Here is a 19,324-nt window from a genome sequence, read left to right on the forward strand (position 1 = left end):
GCCACTCCTTCGCCCCGGTTCGGCGCGCCCGTCAGCGCTGGACGGCCGGATTCATCGCGATAGATTGCGATTGAGACTGCGTAGCGGGATTGACGCTCATCTGATACGGCGCCGGTTGCCACGGCGCATGCTGGGACGGATCACCGCTGGTCTGCTCCGGTGCGGGCTGCCACGGCGCGTGCTGGGACGGATCGCCGCTGATCTGCTCCGGCGACGGCTGCACCGGTTGCTGCGATTGCCCGCCCGACTGCGTGATCACGATATTGCCCGCCGCGTTTTTCGCATTCGCCGGCACCGACACCTGCGGCGCGCTCAGCTTGCCGCCGAGCGTTACCTCCTGGCCGCTCAGGTTGATCATGTTGCCCGCCGCGATCTCGCCCGACGCGATCTTGCTGCCCTGCAGAGCGACGCTGTAACCGGCCTTCGTGTTCGACGAAGCCAGTTGCTGGATCGTCTCCGCGCGCAGGTTGATGCTGCCGTAGTCGCTGGTCAGCGCGCCTTTCTGCGTGATGACGCCGCCAGGCATCGATGCATCCGCCTGGACCGTGCTGTCAGCCGTCAGCGCGCCGTTCAGGTTCACGCTCCGGCCGCCGACGCTAACGTCGCGCCCCGAAGCGTTCGCGATGTTCGCGACGCCGCCGGAATACGTCTGGCCATTCGATGTCGCGTTGGCCATCAGGCGCACCTGATTCGCGGCCGTCGTCTTGACGCCTGCTGCCTGGTCGATCGTGCCGCCCGTGATCGCGACGTTGCCCGACTTGCTGACCACGTCGCGCGTCTGCGTCACCTGGCCCATGCGCGCGTCGATCGTGACGTCGGCGTTCGCGGTGATGGGCGCGTTGAGATCGATGCCGTTGGCCTGCAATTGCACCTGATTCGCGTCGATCGCGCCGTTGGCCGCAATCGAATCGGCGTTCAGGTTGATTGCGCCGTGCGCGGCCTTCATCGACTTCTGCGCGACCAGCGCGCCGTTCATCGCGTTGACGTTGATGCCGCCGTCGGCGTTGATGTCGCCGTTGAGCGAGACCGCGCCGCCCGTCGTGCCGATGTTCACGTAAGCAGCGTTGATCGCCTGCGCGTGGATGGCGCCCGGCGCCGTGCCGTTCGCGGCAGGCATCGCCTGCAGATTCACGCCCGTTGCCGCTGTCGTCGTCACGCCGTTCGCCTGGTCGATGCCCGAGCCGTACACGTTCACGTTGCCCGCCGTGCTCGTCAGGTTCGCGTTCTGGTTCACGCCGCCCGCGCCGCCGCTCACTACGATGTCGCGCATCGCGTTGACATCGGCATTGACGGTGACCTTGGCGCCCGTCAGTTGCACATCGTTGCCGCTGACCGCGCCGTTCGTGACGACGTTGCCAGTCGTCGCATTGACCATCACCGAGCCGTTGCTGGCCTTCAACTGCTTCGCCGCCGTGATGTTGCCGCCTTGCGCGGCGCTGACTTCGAGGCGCTGGTCGGCGAGCACGTCGCCCGCGAGCGTCACGTTTTTGCCGCTCACGCGGATGTCGGAGCCCTGCAGCGTCGCGGTCTTCACGGCGCCGTTGTCCGCTGCGCCCGCGATCGCGATTGCCTGGCCGCGCGTGATCACGCCATCGGCCTGCGTCACGCTGCCGCCGGACACGTTGACGACACCCTTCGCGGCTGCGCTGACATTCGCGTTCTGCTGGACGTTCAGACGGGCATTCAGATTGACGTTGCCTGCATCGATCGCGCTGTTGACGATCACGTTGTCGCCCGACAACGTGAGGCGGTCGGCGATGTAGGCACCCGCGCTCGTCGTGGTGTTGCCCGCTGCGTTGATGGCGATATCGGACGCCTGCAAGCGCGCGCCTTGCTCGATCGCAACCGCGCCGCCCTTCGCGCCTTGCACGCGCGGCGCCGTTTCGATGCTGATGCTCTTGTCGCCCGCGAGCGTGCCGCTGACGCTGACCTGGCCGTCTGCATCGGAGCCGAGCACGATCGCGCCGCCCGTGCCGAGCTTCGCCGTGTGCGCTTCGAGCGTGCCCGTGTTGGTCACGACCTTGCGCAACGCGTCGCCCGTGCCCATCGCCGACAGACGCACGTCGCCGCCCTGCGACACGACGAGGCCGTCGTTGCTCACCATCGCGTTGAGCTCCGGTGCGTTGAGCGTGACCGAGAACGTCGAGTTTTTGATGCCGAGCGTCGCCGATCTGGCTGCGCCCAGCGTGACGTTGCCGTTCGCGCGGATGTTGCCCGTGTTGACGACTTGCCCGCCCAGCAGCGCGACCTGCGTCTTCGCGTTCAGCTTGCCTTCGTTGCTGACGAGCGCGCTGCCGCTGCCCGCCTTCAGATCGAGCAGGCGTTCGCTGCCGCTCGCGCGGCCGCCGTCCATGAACTGCTGCGTGTCGATGTCCATCGTCGACGCGACGAGGCTATCGGTGTTCACGCTCGCCGTCTTGCCGAACATCACGCCCGCCTGGTTGACGACGAACACGCGGCCGTTCGCGTTGAGCGCGCCTAGGATTTCCGTTGCCTTGGTCGCGCCCACCACGCGGTTGAGCACGGCCGACGACGCCGTCGGTTGCGCGAAATTGACGGTCTCGCTCTGACCGATATCGAAGCTTTTCCAGTTGACGACCATCTTGTCGCTGGCTTGCGAGACGTTCGTCGTGGCGCCTTGCGTCGCAATCGCGCCCTGACCGCCGACGATCGTGCCGCCCTGGACTGCCCACGCGTTGCCGCACACGCATGCGACTGCTGCGGCGAGCATCGAGGGCGTGAGTGCGCGCATTGCCGGTGCGGCTGCTACGTTGCCGCGTTTGGATTTACTCGAATGCATGATTCACTGTTCTCCTTTTGCAGATGCAGTCGACGCTGTCGACCGTTGATGCGGCGGCGCGCGCTTGGGTATTGCGCGGTATCCAATGCGCGAGCCAGGGAGCCCGATGCATCGATGCACGCATGACCGTCGTTTCCCACGCGCAGCCGGGCGCGCAGTGTAGTTTGGAAACTCGAATAAATTGGAAAGCACTACGTAATATTGATCAATCGCAATCGTCCGGCACGTCTGGGCGGCGTATGTGTAAAGCGCCGTTGCGCGCGAGGCGGGCGAGCGGAAGCCGGATTGGCAGCATGCCTTGAGGAAGGCGAGGGGACGGACTTCAGGTATCGACGCGAGGTCGGGCGAGGAGTGGCGTGCGCAGGCGACGGCCGGCGGCATCCGCACGATGCACGGGCGCCGCGATCGAATGGCGGCGCCCAATGAAAAACGGGCGTCCAGATGGACGCCCGTTGAATGCTTGCAGCGAGTGTGCCCGTCAGCCAGGCATCAGCCAGACATCAGCCAGGTATCAGCCAGACATCAGCCAGGCAGACGAGTCGACGCTGTCGTCGCGCGGTTGTTCGACGCAACGCCCGTATCCGTCGGCAGCGCGGAGCCTTGCGCCTGCGCGACCAGGTTTTCCGCCGACGGGCCAATCGCGTCGGTGAACGTCTTGGGACGTACGCCGATGGCCAGCACTAGCACGGCCATCGCGCCGAGCAGCACGAACTCGCGCTTGCCCAGATCGCGCAGGCTCGACACACGCGTATTCTTGATCGCGCCGAACATCACGCGCTTATACATCCACAGCGTGTAGGCGGCGCTCAGGATCAGCGTCAGCGCAGCCGTCGCGCCCACCCAGAAGTTGAAGCGGATCGCGCCCATCAGCACGAGGAATTCGCCGACGAAACCGGACGTGCCCGGCAGACCGACGTTCGCCATCGAGAACAGCATCGCGAACGTGGCGAGCTTCGGCATCGAGTTGGCGACGCCGCCGTAGGCGTCGATGGAGCCGTTCTTCGTGCGGTCGAACAGCATGCCCGTGCACAGCAGCATCGCGCCCGACACGATGCCGTACGACAGCATCTGCACCACGGCGCCTTCCGTGCCCATGCGGTCGAACGTGAACAGGCCGAGCGTGACGAGACCCATGTGCGCGACGGCCGAGTACGCGAGCAGCTTGCGCATGTCGGTTTGAGCGAGCGCGAGCAGGCTGCCGTAGATCACCGCGACGAGCGACAGCGCGATCATGGCGGGTGCGAAGAAGTGGCAAGCGTCCGGCACGATGGGCAGCGCGAAGCGCAGCAGGCCGTAGCCGCCCATCTTCAGCATGCCGAGCAGCACGGCGGCGCCCGTCGGGCCGTCGGAGTGAACGTCAGGCAGCCACGTGTGCACGGGCCACATCGGCACCTTCACCGAGAACGCGGCGAGAAAGCCGATGAACACCAGCAGCTGCGGCGTGAAGTCGAGCTTCAGCGTGCGCCAGGTGGCGATGTCGAACGTATGCGAGTGCGCCCACAGATAGATCAGCGCGGCGAGCATCGCCAGCGAGCCGACCAGCGAAAAGAAGAAGAAGCGCACGGCGGCATAGACGCGGCGCTTTTCGCCCCACGTGCCGATCAGCAGGTACAGCGGAATCAGCGACGCTTCGAAGAACACGAAGAACAGCATGCCGTCCATCGACGTGAACACGCCCTGCATGCAGCCCGACAGCAGCAGGAACGCGCCGTAGTACTGCGCGACGCGTTGCGTGATCGATTCCCACGACGCGATCACGATGATCAGCGTCGTCACCGACGTCAGCACCGTAAACCACAGCGAAATGCCGTCGACGCCGAGGTGGTACGAAATGCCGAATTCGGGCAGCCACGCCAGTTGCTGCTCGAACTGCATCGCCGACAGCGACGAGTCGAAGCCTGTCACCAGCGGAATGACGGGCAGAATGCTGACGGCCGCGCCGATCAGCGCGATCCAGCGCGTGCGGCCCCGCGCGCTGTCAGAGCCGGCGAGCAGCACGACGATGCCGGCGACGATGGGGACCCAGATCAGGAGGGACAGGACTGATGGGAGTTGCATTTGCTCTTTCGATGAAACGCCGGAACGCGAATAGCAGGCCCTCGTCCGGTAGACGAAGGATCAAAAAACCTTACATGGACATTTCGACGGACGGCCCCGAAAGGGCCGGAACGATGCGCAGACTTGCGCGCGCGCGTAACCAAAACGCATGACGGTCAGGGTTAACGAGGATAACCCAAAATAATAATGTTGCGCTGCCACAAGCTCAATATTTATTTATTGCGAAACTCGCGCTTGACATTGCGTGGCGTGCCTGCGCAGGGGTTTGCGTTGCACAAAAAAGCGGCATTGGAAGCGCTTCCACCCGATTCCGCGCAACGCTTGCTCACAGGGGTTGCCCTAGATTTAAGCGTCCGTTGTTCGCTGTACGCTTAAGTCGCGAGGAGACGAACCATGCGAAAAGTTTTCCACATCGCCGTAATTGCTGTTTTGGCCTGGCTGCTCGCCGACCGGGCGTTGCTGCATGCACAGGCGCGTGAGGCCAGTACGTTTGCGTGCGCGCAGGGCGCGGAGCAGACGAAGCTGGATGCCCTCGGCCGGGGTTTCGACGACGCTGCCGCCAGCAGTCAGGGCGAGGCGTTCAGATCGGGTTGTCTCGTCACAGGGCGTGGCCGCCCGACGGAGATGCTGGCGCGCAACTGACGCGCTGCGGAGGACGTATGCGGTAGGGAGGGGAGCGTGCCGGCTGCACGGATACGGCACGTGCAACCGGCACGGGTGGTACGCGTTTGACGCAAGTTCAGCGGCGCGCTTAACGCGACATCATGTTCATGCTGACGTTATGCATGACCCAAAGCGTACCGCCGATCACGATCACCGCCGTCAACACGGTGAACGCGAACGCCGTCACGTTCCAGCGCTGACCCGACGACGTGTTCATGTGCAGGAAGTACACGAGGTGCACGACGATCTGCACGAGGCCGAGTCCGGCGATCGCGTAGAGCGCCTGCGCGCCCGTGAGCCAGCCCGCCAGCACCACGCCGAACGCGGCCGCCGTCAGGATGACGGACAGCACGAAGCCGATCGTGTAGCTGCCGAAGCTGCCGTGACTTTCGTCGTCGTGCGACGAATGCGACGAGTGAGAATGGCTGCTCATTTAGATCACGCTCGCAAGATAGACAAACGAAAAGACACCGATCCACACGATGTCCAGGAAGTGCCAGAAGAGGCTCAGGCACGTCAGACGGCGCAGTTCGCGTTCGCCGATATCGCGCGAACGAACCACCTGAACCATCATCACGATCATCCACAGCAGCCCCGACGTCACGTGCAGGCCGTGCGTGCCGACCAGCGTGAAGAACGCCGACAGGAATGCGCTGCGATCCGGACCTGCGCCTTCGGCGATCAGGTGCGAGAACTCGCGGATTTCCAGCACGACGAACGACGCGCCCAGCACGAACGTCACGGCCAGCCAGAACAACGTGCTGCTCTTGTTGTTCTTGTGCGCGCCGAGCATCGCGAAACCGTACGTGATACTCGAGAACAGCAGGATCGCCGTTTCGATCGCGACGCCCTGGATCTCGAACAGATCCTTGCCGCTCGGACCGCCGGCGAACTGATGGCTCATCACTGCAAACGTCGCGAACAGCGCCGCGAACAGAATGCAGTCGGTCATCAGATACAGCCAGAAGCCGAACACCGAGTTGGACGGTGCGTGATCCGCGTCGTGATGATGCGGGTCCGCAACAAGCGTTTTTTGTAGCATCAGGCAATCTCCTCAGCTTCGGGCAGTTGCTTGGCGATAGCCGCGCCCGAACCCGCGCCGTTGCGCTCTTCGATCAGGCGAACGGTATCGGCGGGGATGTAGTAGTCAACGTCGGTGTCGAATGCGCGGTAGATCACCGTGCCGATCGCACCGATGAAGCTCGCAATCGCCAGCCACCAGATGTGCCACGTCAGCGCGAAGCCGAGCGCGAGGCTGAACATGCCGATCACGAGACCCGTGGCCGTGTTCGACGGCATGTGGATGTCGCGGTACACCGGCTTCTCGACATTGCCGCGCGCCTTCATGTCGTGGAATGCGTCCAGCTCATGCACCACGGGCAGCGTTGCGAAGTTGTAGATCTGCGGCGGCGAAGTCGTCGCCCATTCGAGCGTGCGGCCATTCCACGGATCGCCCGTCAGATCGCGGTTTTCCGGCTTGTTGCGATCGCGGATCGACACGACGATCTGCAGCAGCTGGCAAGCGATACCGATTGCGACCAGCACGGCGCCGAGTTCGGCGACGAGCAGCCACGGATGCCATGCCGGGTTGTCATAGTGATTCAGACGACGCGTCATGCCCATGAAGCCGAGCACGTACAGCGGCGTGAACGCAACCCAGAAGCCGATCTGCCAGAACCAGAACGCAGCCTTGCCGAGCTTTTCGTTGAGCTTGAAGCCGAACGCCTTCGGGAACCAGTAGTTCATGCCCGCGAGGTAGCCGAACAGCACGCCGCCGATGATTACGTTGTGGAAGTGAGCAATCAGGAACAGCGAGTTGTGCAGCACGAAGTCCGCGCCGGGGATCGCCATCATCACGCCCGTCATACCGCCGATCGTGAACGTGATCATGAAGCCGATCGTCCACAGCACAGGCGTCGTGAACTCGATGCGGCCCTTGTACATCGTGAACAGCCAGTTGAACACCTTCACGCCCGTCGGGACCGCGATGATCATCGTCGCAATGCCGAAGAAGGCGTTCACATCAGCGCCCGAACCCATCGTGAAGAAGTGGTGCAGCCACACGAGGAACGACAGCACCATGATCGCGCACGTTGCGTAGACCATCGTCTTGTAGCCGAACAGCGGCTTGCGCGCGAACGTCGAGATGACTTCCGAGAAGATGCCGAACGCAGGCAGGATCAGGATGTAGACCTCAGGGTGGCCCCATGCCCAGATCAGGTTCAGGTACAGCATCGCGTTGCCGCCGGCTTCGTTTGTGAAGAAGTGCATGCCGAGGTAACGGTCCAGACCGAGCAGCGCGAGCGTGACGGTCAGGATCGGGAACGCAGCCATGATCAGCACGTTCGTGCACAGGGCCGTCCACGTGAACACGGGCATCTTCATCAGCGTCATGCCCGGCGCGCGCATCTTGATGATGGTCACGAAGAAGTTCACGCCCGTCAGCAACGTACCGATACCCGAGAGCTGCAAGCTCCAGAGGTAGTAGTCCACACCGACGCCCGGACTGAACTGCAGCTCCGACAGCGGCGGATACGCAAGCCAGCCCGTTTGCGCGAACTCGCCGATCAGGAGCGAGATGTTGATCAGGATCGCGCTGATCGCCGTCATCCAGAACGACAGCGAGTTCAGGAACGGGAACGCGACGTCGCGTGCACCGATTTGCAGCGGCACGACCAGGTTCATCAGGCCGACCATGAAGGCCATCGCCATGAAGAAGATCATGATGACGCCGTGTGCCGTGAAGATCTGGTCGTAGTGGTGGGGCGGCAGATAGCCGGGCGCGTGATACGCGAGCGCGAGCTGCGTGCGCATCATGATGGCGTCGGCGAAGCCGCGCAGCAGCATGATCATCGCGACGACGATGTACATCACTCCGAGACGCTTGTGGTCGACCGACGTGAGCCACTCGGTCCACAGGTAACGCCACTTGCCGAAGTACGTGATCGCGCCGAGCACAGCCAGCGCACCGAGAATCATCCCGGCGCCAGCGACCACGATGATCGGCTCGTGATACGGAATGTCTTCCAGGGTTAATTTACCGAACATGCTTACCCCTTGGTCCCGTTAGGTGCACAGTTCACGTCCTTCATGTTGTCGATGACGTGACCGTTGTTGTAGCGGGCAACAATGTTGTTGAAGAGCTTGGGATCGACCGACGAGAAGTACGACACAGGCGCCTTCTCTTCCGGCTTCGCCACTGCGTAATAGCGGTCCATGTCGAGGTGATCCGTCGACGCGCGAACCTTGGCGACCCATGCGTTGAAGTCTTCCGGCGATTCCGCGAGCGTGCGGAACTTCATGTCCGAGAAGCCCTTGCCGCTGAAGTTGGCCGACGTGCCTGCGTAATCGCCCGCTTCTTCAGCCAGCAGATGCAGACGCGTCTGCATGCCTGCCATCGCGTAGATCTGGCCGCCCAGTTGCGGGATGAAGAACGAGTTCATCACCGTGTCCGACGTGATGCGGAAATTCACCGGCGTACCCACGGGAATCGCCAGCTGGTTCACGGACGCAATGCCGAGATCCGGATAGATGAACAGCCACTTCCAGTCGAGCGCGACGACTTCGACGTTGATCGGCTTCACATCCGACTCGAGCGGCTTGTACGGGTCGAGCTCATGCGTGCTCTTCCACGTCAGGACGGCGAGGAACAGGATGATCAGCGCGGGAATCGTCCAGACGGCTATTTCAATTGCCGTCGAATGCGCCCAGTTCGGACGGTATTCGGCCGACTTGTTCGAAGCGCGGTAGCGCCACGCGAACAGCAGCGTCAGGAAGATGACGGGGATCACGACGATCAGCATCGCCCACGTCGACGTCGCGATCAGCGACTTCTCGGCGGCACCGATGGGGCCTTTCGGCGCGAGCAGCTCAAGATTGTTGCAGCCCGCTAGCAGGAACGCTGGGGCAATTGAAACGAGACCGGCTAGCCGGCCCGCGATTTTTTTCATCATCGCGGCCCTCTACAAAAACAAACGAACGAACGCATGCATTTCCTTGCTCCTTTTATAAGCGCTCGCATAATACGAAAGACACGTGTTGCAGTACAGCACTTTGATGCGAACGAACTATTGCGTAATCGGAGGTGAGGCATAGTGTCGCAATGACGCGCTGCGGGGAGTTTTGTCCCCCTTGGACGATCGAAAAAGCGCGCTTGAAAGCTTTTCGTATGGATTTGGCGGGCATGCGAGATGCATCGGCAGCGCCATCCGATACGACTGAGGAGGACGAGATGGACGATCAATTCGACCTTCGGCGCTTCACCAACGCTCAGGCCCCGATTTACGCGCAGGCACTAGCGGAATTGCGCCGCGGACGCAAGCAAAGCCACTGGATGTGGTACGTGTTTCCCCAGTTTCAGGGGCTCGGAGAGAGTCCGATGGCCCAAAAATTCGCGATCAACTCGACGGCTGAAGCTGTCGCGTATTTGCAACATCCGGTGTTGGGCAGCCGCTTAAAAGAAGCCACACAGGCGGTCATCGATGTCGAAGGGCGATCGATCGAGGACATCTTCGGCTACCCGGACGACCTGAAGTTCCGCTCGTCGATGACGCTGTTTTCAAAGGCCGCGCCCGACGAGCCCGTGTTCACGGATGCGCTGGCGAAATACTTCGGCGGCGCGGCCGACGACAGGACGCTGGCACTGCTGGCGCGCGCGTCGCGATAAGCAATTCTTAAGGATCGCCCGGCCAGAATGTCGCGTCGCGAGGCCCGCCAGAGGCTTCGCCCATCGTGACGGGGCTCTACATGATTGCGATCTACGCGGCACTGAAAGCGGCCGGCCTGCGCCCGACGTCCAGCCGGACGGCCGTGCTCAAGCTGTTCCACGCGTTGCCCAACGAGCATCTCACGGCTGACCAGGTGTACCGCAAGCTGGCGAACGAAGCAGAGTCGTGCAGTCTCGCGAGCGTCTACCGCGCGCTCGCGCAACTCAACGAAGCGGACCTCATCGCGAGCGCGTCGGTGGGCGAAGCGCGCATCGTCTATGAACTCAATCGCGGGCAGCGCCACTATCACCTCGTGTGCAGCCGCTGCCACCGCATCCAGGATGCCTACGACGCATCCCTCGAACAGCAGCAGGCGCGCATTGCCGCCGACCACCATTTCCACTACGTCAGCGCGAGCCTCGTGATCTTCGGCCTATGCGCCGAGTGCGACGGCCTGCCCGTCGCGACGACGCGCCGCGCGGGAGCCGCATAAAGGCCGGTCGGCGGCGCAGCAATGCTTAAGGACGCGCTAAGCTATCGGACTCGACAATAGAGCCGATTGACGGAGTGATGGCGCGATGCGTTTGCTGCTGGTGGAAGATGACGAGATGATCGGCGAGCCCGTGGTGGACGCGATGCGCAATGCGGGTTATGCGATCGACTGGGCGCACGACGGACGCGAAGCCGAACTGTCACTCGATCACGACGTGTACGATCTCGTGCTGCTCGATCTGGGGCTGCCCAAAGCCGACGGCATCGTCGTGCTCGACGGCTACCGCCGGCGCGGCGGCGGCGCGCCCGTGATCATTCTCACGGCGCGCGACGCCGTCGAGAACCGTATCGCGGGACTCGATGCGGGCGCCGACGATTACCTCGTCAAGCCCTTCGATCTCGACGAACTCGCGGCGCGCGTGCGCGCGTTGCTTCGCCGCCGCAAGGGCCACACGAACCCCGTCTATGCCCACGGCGATCTGACCTTGAACCCGGCCACGCACGAAGCGACGCTGAACGGCGAATCGCTCGCGCTCGTGCCGCGCGAGTTCAGTTTGCTGCAGGCGCTGATTGAAGAGCCGTCGCGCGTGTTCACGCGCTCCGAGCTCGAAGACAAGCTATACGGCTGGGGCGAGGAAGTCGGCAGCAACACGATCGAAGTGCACGTGCACAGCCTGCGGCGCAAGATCGGCGCCGACCAGATCGTGACGGTGCGCGGCGTCGGTTATCGTCTGAAGCGCTGCGAATGACGTCGATCCGACGCTGGCTGCTCGGCTCGCTGATAGCCGGCCTCGCGCTCGCGGCGCTGGTCGCGGCCTATGGCATCTTCTACACCGCGCGCCTCGAAGCGAGCGAGCTGTTCGACTACGAGCTGCGCACCGTCGCGCTTTCCGTTCCCGCGACGATCGGCGACGCCAATACCCACACGCTGCACGCGCCCGACTTCGCCGGACTCGCCGACGATCGCCTGTTCATCGAAGTCTGGGACGAGGCGGGCAAGAGCGTGTACCGGTCGCTCGACGGCATCGAGGTGCCGCGCTATCCGCCTGGCTTGCGCACGATCGAGCGCGACGAGTATCACTGGCGCGTGTTCGGCGTGGAGGAAGACGGCCGCTTCGTTCAGGTCGCGCAACCGGTGTCCGTGCGCGAGGATCTCGCGCGGCACCTTGCATTGCGCACGTTGTGGCCCTTGGCGCTGTTCCTGCCGGCGATCGTGCTGATCGTGCTGTTCGTGGTGCGCCGCGGCCTCGCGCCCGTCGGCAGTATTTCCGGCGCGCTTGCCACGCGCTCGTTCGATTCGCTCGAGCCGTTGCGCCTCGACGCCCGCGTGCCCGTCGAACTGGCGCCGCTGGTCGATGCCCTCAACGATCTGCTGCATCGGCTGAACGTGGCATCGCAAGCGCAGCGTACCTTCGTCGGCGATGCCGCGCACGAGCTGCGCTCGCCGCTGGCCGCGCTGAAGCTGCAATTGCAGGCCGCCGAGCGCGACGGCTCGCTGGTCGGCAGCAAGCAGACATTCGAGCGCATCGAAGGGCGGCTGAACCGGCTCATCCATCTCGTGCATCAACTGCTGACGATGGCGCGCGAAGACGCGCAACGTGCCGTGCCGTTCGAGCCCGTCGGTCTGCGCCGGCTCTGCGAGCGCGCAGTGGGCGACTTCTCGATGCTCGCCGAGGCCAAGCAGATCGATCTCGGCCTGGAGCTGCATCCGTCGCGCGGCGGCGACGACGCCTACAAGGTCAGCGCCGAGCCGAATGGCATCGAAGTGCTGCTCAACAATCTGATCGACAACGCGATCCGCTATACGCCGGCGGGCGGCAAGGTGGACGTGATCCTCGAGCGCAGCGGCGACGAGGTCATCCTCTGCGTGTCCGACAGCGGCCCGGGCATTCCCGACGCCGAACGCGAGCGCGTATTCGACCGCTTCTACCGGAGCGGCGGCAACAAGGAACACGGTAGCGGGCTGGGCCTTGCGATTGCATTGAAAATCGCGCAACGGCATCACGCGAAGCTTGGCATCGCGAACAACGAAAACAGCGCGGGCGTGCGCGTCACGCTAACGGGTTTGCGCGCGGCGTAACGGCTGTGTGTGAATCGCTGTGTTTCCTGTGACTCACGCATCGCCGACCCCCAATCCGCGCGCGGGGCAACGCCGCGCTCACACGAACGTCAGCACGAAACGCGTGCCGCGCGCGTCGCTTTCGGCATGAACGGTGCCGCCGTGCAGTTCCATGATGGTGCGCACGATCGCGAGACCCAGCCCCGTCGATCCCGGCGACGCTTGCGACGAACCGGACGAAGGCAGCGAACTGCGCGAAGGATCGACGCGATAGAAGCGGTCGAAAATCCGTTCGAGATGTTCAGGCGCAATCGGCTCGCCTTCGTTCGATACAGTGACGCGCACGCCGCCGCCGGCTTCATGCGCGTCGAGCACGATTTCCTTGCCGCGCGGCGTGTAGCGCAGCGCGTTCGCCAGAAGATTGCTGACGGCGCGGCGAAACAGCTCGAGATCCGCCGTGAGCATGGCGGACCCCGTGACGCGCACGCGCACCTCGGCATCTTCCGCGACGCCTTCGAAGTATTCGCCGATGCGCGTCAGTTCCTGCACGGCGTCGAAGGTGCGCATGTGCTTGACGAACTGCGGATGCTCGGCGCGCGCGAGAAACAGGACGTTCTCGATCATTCGCGACAGCCGCTCGCATTCTTCGAGATTCGACGCAAGCAGCGCTTCGTATTCGTCGGCGGTGCGCGGGCGGGCGAGCGCCACTTCCGTCGCGCCGCGCATGTTGCTGAGCGGCGTGCGCATGTCGTGGGCGAGATCGGCGGTGAAACGCGACATCTGCCTGAAGCCGTGGTCCATCCGTTCGAGCATGGCATTGAGCGTCGACACCAGCGTTTCGAGTTCGCGTGGCACGCGCGCCACGGCGATGCGCGTGTTCAAGCGGTTGACGGTGACTTCGCTGGCGCTCGCGGCGATATCGCGCACCGGACGCATCGCGGCGCGAATCAGCAGATAGCTGAGCAGCGTGGTCAGCAGCGCGCCGACGATGCCGTAGATCTTCAGCGTGTCGCGGTAATGATCGAGCAGCGCGTAGCGGTCGCGCATGTTGCGCGCGATCAGAATGGTGACCATCTCGCCGTCGCGCAGCTTCGCATTCGTCGCGACGCCGCGGATCGGCGTGCCCGACGTGTTGCGCCATTCCTCGATTGCGGTCTCGGTGATGCGCGCGGTTGGCGGCACGCGCTCGATCGAGCGGCCGGCGGCGAGGATCGAGTTGTCGCCGACGGGCACAGCCATGCCGAGCGTGCTGACGAGATTGTGTTCGATCGCGAGCTGCCCTTTGGGATCGAACACTTCCATCGACATGCCCGGGTTGCCCAGCACGATGCTGGTGATCCGGTCGCCGTGCTCGCGAATGCCGTCCGTCGTGTCGATCTCTTCCGTGAGCCGCCGCGCGTGACGCGCGGCCAGCACGATGCTCAGGTCGTCTTGCGAACTGACCTGCTGTTCGAGCGCGCGATACAGAAAATTGCCGACCAGCGCGAACACGGCGAGCGTCGTCGCGCCGAATGCCAGCGCGAGCGTGGTCGTGATCGAGCGGCCCTGCATCAGGCCGCATCCTTGATTTCGAGCACGTAGCCGACGCCGCGCACGGTATGGATCAGCTTGACGGGGAAGTTGTCGTCGACCTTGCTGCGCAGCCTGCGAATCGCAACTTCGACGACGTTGGTGTCGCTGTCGAAATTCATGTCCCACACGTACGACGCGATCTGCGTGCGGCTCAGCACTTCGCCGTGGCGGCGCGCGAGCAGTTGCAGCAGCGAGAACTCGCGCGGCGTGAGATCGATGCGCGTCGCGCCGCGCTTCACGCGGCGGCGGTTCACGTCCATTTCCAGATCGCCGATCCTGATCAGCTCGCTCTCGCGCGGCGGGCCGCGCCGCGCGAGCGTGCGCACGCGCGCCGTGAGTTCGACGAAGTCGAACGGCTTCGCGAGGTAATCGTCGGCGCCGAGCTCGAGGCCGCGCACGCGGTCGTTGACGTCGTCGCGCGCGGTGAGAAAGAGCACGGGCGTGGTGCGCGTGGCGCGCAGCGTCTTGACGACCGTCCAGCCGTCCATCCACGGCAGCATGACGTCGAGAATAATGACGTCGTAGTCTTCTTCCTGCGCGAGGATCAGGCCGTGCGAGCCGTCGTTCGCGACTTCGACCGAATAGCCGGACTCCTCCAGTCCCTTCTTCAGATAGGCGGCCGTCTTGGGCTCATCCTCGATGACCAGGATACGCATCGTGTCACTCCGCTCCGCTTGCTGTGCATAGGCGTCTCAATCATACGCGGCGGGTGCGCGTGGGTGATTACATTTCGGTAATGTTGGCGGCGCGCAGCCAGCGCACTCGCGGCGAATGCATCGCAGCGTCGCGCAGCGTCTATGATTGATCTGGCAGAAATCAGCCCCGGGTCAAGCCTTGCGATGCGAACGACATGACGACATCGGCATCGCGCGCGGCGGCCCGTTCGCTTGTGTATCGCTAACAGGAGCGGATATGGATACAGTCCGGACCTTGCTCGAATCGCAGCCTTTGTTGACGTTGTTCATCACCATTGCGCTCGGCTATGTGATTGGCGAATGCAGCATCAAAGGCGTCGCGCTCGGTTCGGGCGCGGTGCTGTTCGTCGGACTCGCGATCGGCGGATTCGCGCCGAAGTCCGCGCCGCCCGCGTTGCTCGGCACGTTGGGGCTGCTGCTGTTTCTCTATGGAATCGGCGTGCAGTATGGCGCGCAATTCTTCGCGGGGCTGTCGAGCGCGCAAGGATTGAAGGCGAACGCGGCCGCCTTCGCCGGCGTGGTCGGCGCGGGGTTCGTGTCGCTCGCGCTCGGGCCGCTGTTCGGCGTAAAGCTCGATCAGGCGTTGGGTCTCTATGCCGGCGCGGGCACCAGCACGGCCAGCTTGCAGGCGGTGCTCGCGGTGCTCAAAGGCGAGGGCGCCGCCGTGGGCTATAGCGTCGCGTATCCGTTCGGCGTTGCCGGGCCGATCCTGTTTCTGTATCTGCTGAGCGTCGCGCTCGCGCGCAAGATCGAAGCGCCGCCCGCGCACATCGTCGAAACCGCAGAAATCGCGCTGAGAAACCAGGCGTTCGTCGGTCTGACCTTTCCCCAACTGAAGGCGCGCCTGCCCGCGGGCCTCGGCATCGCGGCCGTGCGCCGCGCGCATCACAACCAGCTGCCCGCCGACGACCTCGTCATGCAGACGGACGACGTGCTGCTCGCGACGTCGATGGACCGAGACGAATTGCGCAAGGCCGCCGAACTGCTCGGCGAGTTGCAGCCCGGGCGCATGATGCGCTTTCGCGAGGATCTCGATTATCTGCGCGTGTTCGCATCGAGCCGGCTGGTGGTGGGACGCGCGCTGAGCGACATCCGCTTTCCGGAAGGCATGGTGTGCTCGATTGCGCACGTGCGGCGCGGCGACGCCGACATGCTGCCGAATCCCGAGCTGATACTCGAATTCGGCGACCGCGTCGGCCTGCTGATCGGGCCCGGCCAACGCGACGCCGTGCGCAAGCTGTTCGGCGATTCGATCAAGGGCACGGCGGAACTCAGCTATATCTCGATCGGCGTCGGCGCGGCGCTCGGCTTGCTGGTCGGCCTGATTCCGCTGCCTATACCCGGCATCGGCAAGCTGTCGCTGGGCCTTGCCGCGCTGCTGCTGGTCGCGCTGTATCTCGGCAAGATCCGGCGCGTGAGCGGCCTCGTCTGGACCATGCCGCTGTCCGCGAATCTGGTGTTGCGCAACTTCGGCCTGACCGTGTTTCTCGCGCAGGTCGGTTTGTCGTCGGGGCCGAAGTTCTTCGCGACGATCGGCGTGACGGGCGCCGCGTTCCTGTTGTACGGCGCGGCCATTCTGGTCGCGCTCGTGTGCATCACGGCGGCGTGCTGCGTGTGGATCTTCCGCTTGCCGTTCGATGCAACCGTTGGCGTGATCAGCGGCGCGACGGGTAATCCGGCCATTCTCGCGTTCGCCAATCGCATTGCGCCGACGGAGCGTCCTGATGTTGGTTACGCGATGATCTTTCCGTCGATGACGATCGTGAAGATCCTGTTCGTGGAGATCGCAGCCGTCGTCATTGGCGGATAGCAGCGCGAAGTATTCATCAGATCAATTCACATCGCGTCGCGCGAGCATTACGCGGGTGTGTCGCGCAAGCGGCTGTGGCGCCGCCGATACAGCGCTGCGCAGTTTCGGCCTTTGATTACTGGCGCGCAAGCCGCTCTCGTATCATCAAGTTCCTCGTGCGACTGCCGTAAGAATGCACGTACGCGACGGATGCTGCGCCTTTCGCAAGCGGTCAGACGAAAGGCGCAGCATTCGCACTTGCCGATCCACTTACGCCGCCGAGCCATGATTCGCCCGCAGGACCTCGCATCGCTTCGCACCATTCCCGCCGTCAAGGCCGCGCTTTCGCGCTCGCAGATCGACGCGTTTTCGCGGCAGTTGCCGCTGCTGTATCTGATCCTCGTGGTCAACAGCGTTGCCGTGGCCGCGACGCACGCTGCCGTCGCCCCCGCGTGGCTCGCCGTCTGGCTGCCGCTGGCGATGTGCACGGCCTGCGCGATCCGGCTGGTCGTGTGGGTGCGCAGACGACGGCACCTTGCGTCGCTGACCGACGCCGAGGTCGCGTCGCGGCTCCGAACGACCGTGTGGCTCATCGCGCTTCTCGGCGCGCTGTTCACGAGCTGGGGTCTGCTGCTGTTTCCGTATGGCGATGCCTATGCGCGCGCGCACGTGGCGTTCTACATGTCGATCACGGTGATCGGCTGCATCTTTTGTTTGATGCACATGCGCAAGGCTGCGCTGCTATTGACGGCCATCGTCATCGTGCCGTTCTCGCTGTTTTTTCTGCAGACGGACAACGCGGTGCTCGTCGCGATCGCCGTCAACGTGCTGCTCGTCGCGATCGCGATGGTCGTGATTCTGCTCAACTACTATCGCGACTTCGCGAACCTCGTCGAATCGAAACACGCGCTGCAGGCGAAACAGGCCGAATTGCAGCGGCTGAGCGACGAGAACTCGCGACTCGCCAATCTCGACATCCTGACGGGGCTGCCTAACCGTCGGCGTTTTCTCGCCGATCTCGACGCGCTGTTCCGGACGGCGAGCGCGGGGCACGAGCGGTTTGCCGTCGGCGTGATCGATCTCGACGGCTTCAAGCAGGTCAACGATCTGTACGGTCACGGTGCGGGCGACCGCGTGCTCGAGGAAGTCGGCCGGCGGCTCTCGGACGTTTCGGGGCCGCGCATCCGTCTGGCGCGCCTCGGTGGCGACGAGTTCGGCCTGCTCGTGACGCAGGTGCGCGAGCAACAGGACTTGCGCGACATCGGCGCGACAATCTGCGATATGCTGCGCGCGCCGTACGCATGGCCCGGCGCGACGGCGCGGCTGTCGGCATCGCTTGGCTTCGCGATCTATCCGGATGCGGGGCTTTCGCCTGCGCAGCTGTTCGAGCGCGCCGACTACGCGTTGTACTTCGCGAAGGAACATCGGCGCGGCGGCACGACGATCTTTTCCGCCGAACACGAGAAGCAGATTCGCGAACTTGGCAAACTCGAACAGGCGCTGCGGCATGCGGACCTGGAGAGCGAAATGTCGCTGCATTTCCAGCCGATCATCGACGTGTCCTGCGATCGCGTCGTGTGTCACGAGGCGCTTGCGCGCTGGAGCAGTCCGGCGCTCGGCGCGGTGCCGCCGTCGCTTTTCATCAAGGTCGCGGAACGCAGCGATCTGATTCATACGTTGACGGCGTCGCTATTGCGCAAGGTGCTTTCGACGATGCGCGAGTGCGATCGGGCCGCGCGAGTCGCGTTCAATCTGTCGGCGCGCGACATTGGTTCGGCGCAGGCCGTCGCGAAGATCGTCGACATCATTCGCGCGAGCGGTATCGAGCCCGGCCGCCTGACGTTCGAAGTCACGGAGACGGCGGTGATTCACGACTTCGAGCAGGCGGCCGCCTCACTCGAAGTGCTCAAGCGGCTCGGCGCGAACATCTCGCTCGACGATTTCGGCACTGGCTATTCGAGTCTCACGTGCATTCACCGGTTGCCGCTCGACAAGATCAAGATCGATCGCGGCTTTCTGGATCGGATCGATACAGACAGGGCGGCGCAGGACATCGTGCGCAGCATCGTCCAGTTGTGCCGGTCGCTGAAGCTGACGTGCGTGGCGGAGGGCGTGCAGACGGATGCGCAGGCGAGCGTGTTGCTCGAACTTGGGTGCACGGTGATGCAGGGGTTTTACTTTGGCGAGCCCACGCCGTTTGATGGGCAGTCTGTAGTGGTGTAGGCGCCTTGGCGGCGCGGGTGGTGCCGTTGTTCTTTGCCCTTTGCGCGGGCATCCGCGATGGCGCCTCGCGGCGCGGGCGTTGCCATAGTGTGTTTGCCCTTTGCGCGGGCATCCGCGATAGCGCCTTCGCGGCGCGGGCGTTGCCGGTGTGTGTTTGTCCTTTGCGCGGGCATCCGCGATAGCGCCTCGCGGCGCGAGCGTTGTCCCTTTGCGGGGCGGCACTTACTTTCTTTGCCGCCGCAAAGAAAGTAAGCAAAGAAAGCGGGC

Annotated in this window: 15 protein-coding genes; 7 read left to right on the forward strand and 8 right to left on the reverse strand. The window is 64.0% G+C overall.

Annotated features, from left to right (window positions below; translation table 11 throughout):
- Positions 1-31: 31 nt before the first annotated feature.
- Entirely contained in the window at positions 32-2,800 is a 2,769-nt protein-coding gene (locus H3V53_RS09375; protein ID WP_336597716.1) for a two-partner secretion domain-containing protein, read from the reverse strand.
- A 522-nt stretch (positions 2,801-3,322) separates the two neighbouring features.
- A complete protein-coding gene (locus H3V53_RS09380; RefSeq protein ID WP_336597717.1) occupies positions 3,323-4,858 on the reverse strand; it encodes a complex I subunit 4 family protein in 1,536 nt (511 codons plus the stop codon).
- 393 nt (positions 4,859-5,251) lie between these two features.
- Here H3V53_RS09380 and H3V53_RS09385 point away from each other — a divergent pair, with 393 nt between their 5' ends.
- A complete protein-coding gene (locus H3V53_RS09385) occupies positions 5,252-5,500 on the forward strand; it encodes a hypothetical protein (protein ID WP_336597718.1) in 249 nt (82 codons plus the stop codon).
- Positions 5,501-5,609: 109 nt separating this feature from the next.
- Here the strand turns inward: H3V53_RS09385 and cyoD are convergent, their stop codons facing one another.
- From cyoD to cyoA, 4 genes are read right to left on the reverse strand one after another with little or no spacing between them, the layout of a single operon-like run.
- Positions 5,610-5,954 carry a cytochrome o ubiquinol oxidase subunit IV gene (gene cyoD, locus H3V53_RS09390; protein WP_054923989.1) on the reverse strand — a complete coding sequence of 115 codons (345 nt, stop codon included), beginning with the start codon at positions 5,952-5,954 and terminating at the stop codon, positions 5,610-5,612.
- Positions 5,955-6,563 carry a cytochrome o ubiquinol oxidase subunit III gene (cyoC, locus tag H3V53_RS09395; RefSeq protein ID WP_054923990.1) on the reverse strand — a complete coding sequence of 203 codons (609 nt, stop codon included), beginning with the start codon at positions 6,561-6,563 and terminating at the stop codon, positions 5,955-5,957.
- Positions 6,563-8,569 (reverse strand): cytochrome o ubiquinol oxidase subunit I, encoded by a 2,007-nt coding sequence (gene cyoB, locus H3V53_RS09400; protein WP_336597719.1) that lies wholly within the window; start codon positions 8,567-8,569, stop codon positions 6,563-6,565. The genes cyoC and cyoB overlap by 1 nt, the downstream gene beginning before the upstream one ends.
- A gap of 2 nt (positions 8,570-8,571) precedes the next feature.
- Positions 8,572-9,474, reverse strand: a complete 903-nt coding sequence (gene cyoA / locus H3V53_RS09405; RefSeq protein WP_336597720.1) for a ubiquinol oxidase subunit II — start codon at positions 9,472-9,474, stop codon at positions 8,572-8,574.
- 278 nt (positions 9,475-9,752) lie between these two features.
- On the opposite strand from cyoA, the gene H3V53_RS09410 reads away from it, so the two are divergent.
- The 4 genes from H3V53_RS09410 (at position 9,753) to H3V53_RS09425 (ending at position 12,799) form a co-directional block, all read left to right on the forward strand.
- Positions 9,753-10,187 carry a DUF1810 domain-containing protein gene (locus tag H3V53_RS09410; protein WP_336597721.1) on the forward strand — a complete coding sequence of 145 codons (435 nt, stop codon included), beginning with the start codon at positions 9,753-9,755 and terminating at the stop codon, positions 10,185-10,187.
- A gap of 80 nt (positions 10,188-10,267) precedes the next feature.
- On the forward strand, positions 10,268-10,720 hold the full coding sequence (locus H3V53_RS09415; protein WP_336597722.1) for a Fur family transcriptional regulator: 453 nt from the start codon (positions 10,268-10,270) through the stop codon (positions 10,718-10,720).
- Between the two features lie 85 nt (positions 10,721-10,805).
- The gene (locus tag H3V53_RS09420) at positions 10,806-11,468 is read left to right on the forward strand and encodes a response regulator (RefSeq protein WP_336597723.1); all 663 of its coding nucleotides are present in this window, start codon (positions 10,806-10,808) and stop codon (positions 11,466-11,468) included.
- Complete coding sequence (locus H3V53_RS09425) at positions 11,465-12,799, forward strand: ATP-binding protein (protein ID WP_336597724.1); 1,335 nt, start codon at positions 11,465-11,467, stop codon at positions 12,797-12,799. Before H3V53_RS09420 ends, H3V53_RS09425 begins: the two co-directional genes overlap by 4 nt.
- A 78-nt stretch (positions 12,800-12,877) precedes the next feature.
- Here H3V53_RS09425 and H3V53_RS09430 read toward each other — a convergent pair whose 3' ends face one another.
- Both H3V53_RS09430 and H3V53_RS09435 read right to left on the reverse strand, forming a co-directional pair.
- Positions 12,878-14,329 carry a heavy metal sensor histidine kinase gene (locus H3V53_RS09430; protein WP_336597725.1) on the reverse strand — a complete coding sequence of 484 codons (1,452 nt, stop codon included), beginning with the start codon at positions 14,327-14,329 and terminating at the stop codon, positions 12,878-12,880.
- Positions 14,329-15,006, reverse strand: coding sequence for a heavy metal response regulator transcription factor (locus H3V53_RS09435; protein WP_336597726.1), 678 nt, complete (start codon positions 15,004-15,006; stop codon positions 14,329-14,331). Before H3V53_RS09435 ends, H3V53_RS09430 begins: the two co-directional genes overlap by 1 nt.
- A gap of 256 nt (positions 15,007-15,262) precedes the next feature.
- Here H3V53_RS09435 and H3V53_RS09440 point away from each other — a divergent pair, with 256 nt between their 5' ends.
- On the forward strand, positions 15,263-16,855 hold the full coding sequence (locus H3V53_RS09440) for an aspartate-alanine antiporter-like transporter (protein ID WP_336597727.1): 1,593 nt from the start codon (positions 15,263-15,265) through the stop codon (positions 16,853-16,855).
- Positions 16,856-17,119: 264 nt separating this feature from the next.
- Positions 17,120-19,057, forward strand: coding sequence for a putative bifunctional diguanylate cyclase/phosphodiesterase (locus H3V53_RS09445; RefSeq protein ID WP_336597728.1), 1,938 nt, complete (start codon positions 17,120-17,122; stop codon positions 19,055-19,057).
- Positions 19,058-19,324: the final 267 nt, after the last annotated feature.

Origin of the sequence: Paraburkholderia bengalensis (assembly GCF_037126505.1) — a bacterium.
Lineage (GTDB): Bacteria > Pseudomonadota > Gammaproteobacteria > Burkholderiales > Burkholderiaceae > Paraburkholderia > Paraburkholderia bengalensis.

Excerpts from the sequence above, each read along its gene's own strand:
- H3V53_RS09410 (WP_336597721.1), top strand. The coding sequence starts at position 9,753 with ATGGACGATCAATTCGACCTTCGGCGCTTCACCAACGCTCAGGCCCCG.
- H3V53_RS09420 (WP_336597723.1), top strand. The coding sequence starts at position 10,806 with ATGCGTTTGCTGCTGGTGGAAGATGACGAGATGATCGGCGAGCCCGTG.
- cyoB (WP_336597719.1), bottom strand. The coding sequence starts at position 8,569 with ATGTTCGGTAAATTAACCCTGGAAGACATTCCGTATCACGAGCCGATC.
- H3V53_RS09375 (WP_336597716.1), bottom strand. The coding sequence starts at position 2,800 with ATGCATTCGAGTAAATCCAAACGCGGCAACGTAGCAGCCGCACCGGCA.
- H3V53_RS09435 (WP_336597726.1), bottom strand. The coding sequence starts at position 15,006 with ATGCGTATCCTGGTCATCGAGGATGAGCCCAAGACGGCCGCCTATCTG.
- cyoA (WP_336597720.1), bottom strand. The coding sequence starts at position 9,474 with ATGATGAAAAAAATCGCGGGCCGGCTAGCCGGTCTCGTTTCAATTGCC.
- cyoC (WP_054923990.1), bottom strand. The coding sequence starts at position 6,563 with ATGCTACAAAAAACGCTTGTTGCGGACCCGCATCATCACGACGCGGAT.
- H3V53_RS09445 (WP_336597728.1), top strand. The coding sequence starts at position 17,120 with ATGATTCGCCCGCAGGACCTCGCATCGCTTCGCACCATTCCCGCCGTC.
- H3V53_RS09425 (WP_336597724.1), top strand. The coding sequence starts at position 11,465 with ATGACGTCGATCCGACGCTGGCTGCTCGGCTCGCTGATAGCCGGCCTC.
- H3V53_RS09430 (WP_336597725.1), bottom strand. The coding sequence starts at position 14,329 with ATGCAGGGCCGCTCGATCACGACCACGCTCGCGCTGGCATTCGGCGCG.
- cyoD (WP_054923989.1), bottom strand. The coding sequence starts at position 5,954 with ATGAGCAGCCATTCTCACTCGTCGCATTCGTCGCACGACGACGAAAGT.
- H3V53_RS09380 (WP_336597717.1), bottom strand. The coding sequence starts at position 4,858 with ATGCAACTCCCATCAGTCCTGTCCCTCCTGATCTGGGTCCCCATCGTC.
- H3V53_RS09415 (WP_336597722.1), top strand. The coding sequence starts at position 10,268 with ATGATTGCGATCTACGCGGCACTGAAAGCGGCCGGCCTGCGCCCGACG.
- H3V53_RS09385 (WP_336597718.1), top strand. The coding sequence starts at position 5,252 with ATGCGAAAAGTTTTCCACATCGCCGTAATTGCTGTTTTGGCCTGGCTG.
- H3V53_RS09440 (WP_336597727.1), top strand. The coding sequence starts at position 15,263 with ATGGATACAGTCCGGACCTTGCTCGAATCGCAGCCTTTGTTGACGTTG.